This window comes from Roseovarius gaetbuli (genome assembly GCF_900172365.1).
GTDB classification, from domain to species: domain Bacteria; phylum Pseudomonadota; class Alphaproteobacteria; order Rhodobacterales; family Rhodobacteraceae; genus Roseovarius; species Roseovarius gaetbuli.
Map to the genome: position 1 here is coordinate 1 of NZ_FWFJ01000123.1, position 1,174 is coordinate 1,174.

At 59.6% G+C, this 1,174-nt stretch carries 1 protein-coding gene; it reads left to right on the plus strand.

The window, feature by feature from the left end; genetic code table 11:
* Positions 1–1,174 (plus strand): elongation factor Tu (gene tuf, locus ROG8370_RS19865; RefSeq protein ID WP_085828834.1); only part of this gene is annotated, 1,174 nt, incomplete at both ends.

The following is a 1,174-nucleotide window of genomic DNA, read 5'->3' on the forward strand; positions in this document are numbered from 1 at the left end:
ATGGCTAAGGCAAAGTTTGACCGCTCAAAACCGCACGTAAACATCGGCACCATTGGTCACGTTGACCACGGCAAGACGACGTTGACGGCTGCGATCACGAAATACTTCGGCGATTTCAAAGCCTATGATCAGATCGACGGCGCGCCGGAAGAAAAGGCACGCGGGATCACGATTTCGACCGCCCACGTTGAATATGAGACCGAGAGCCGTCACTATGCGCACGTCGACTGCCCCGGCCACGCTGACTATGTGAAGAACATGATCACCGGTGCGGCGCAGATGGACGGCGCGATCCTGGTTGTGAACGCGGCCGACGGCCCGATGCCCCAGACCCGCGAGCACATCCTGCTGGGTCGCCAGGTGGGTATCCCCTACATGGTCGTCTACATGAACAAGGTTGACCAGGTTGACGACGAAGAGCTGCTGGAACTGGTGGAAATGGAAATCCGCGAGCTTCTGTCTTCGTATGACTACCCCGGCGACGACATCCCGGTCATTCCGGGCTCGGCTCTGCATGCGATGAACGGCACCCAGCCGGAAATCGGCGAAGAATCGATCCGCAAGCTGATGGCGGCCGTGGATGAGTACATCCCGACCCCGGCACGTGCCGTTGACCTGCCGTTCCTGATGCCGATCGAAGACGTGTTCTCGATCTCTGGCCGTGGCACGGTTGTGACCGGTCGTATCGAGCGTGGCGTTGTCAACGTTGGCGACGAACTTGAGATCGTGGGCATCCGCGACACCAAGAAAACCACCTGTACCGGCGTTGAAATGTTCCGCAAGCTGCTGGATCGTGGTGAGGCTGGCGATAACGTTGGTGTTCTGCTGCGCGGTATCGACCGTGAGGGAGTTGAGCGTGGTCAGGTTCTGTGTAAGCCGAAGTCGGTTAACCCGCACACCAAGTTCGAAGCCGAAGCCTATATCCTGACCAAGGATGAAGGTGGCCGTCACACGCCGTTCTTCGCGAACTATCGCCCGCAGTTCTACTTCCGGACCACGGATGTGACCGGCACCGTCGAGCTGCCCGAGGGCACCGAGATGGTCATGCCCGGTGACAACCTGAAGTTCACCGTCGAACTGATCGCCCCGATCGCCATGGAAGACGGCCTCCGCTTCGCCATCCGCGAAGGCGGCCGTACCGTCGGCGCCGGCGTCGTCTCCAAAATCATCGAGT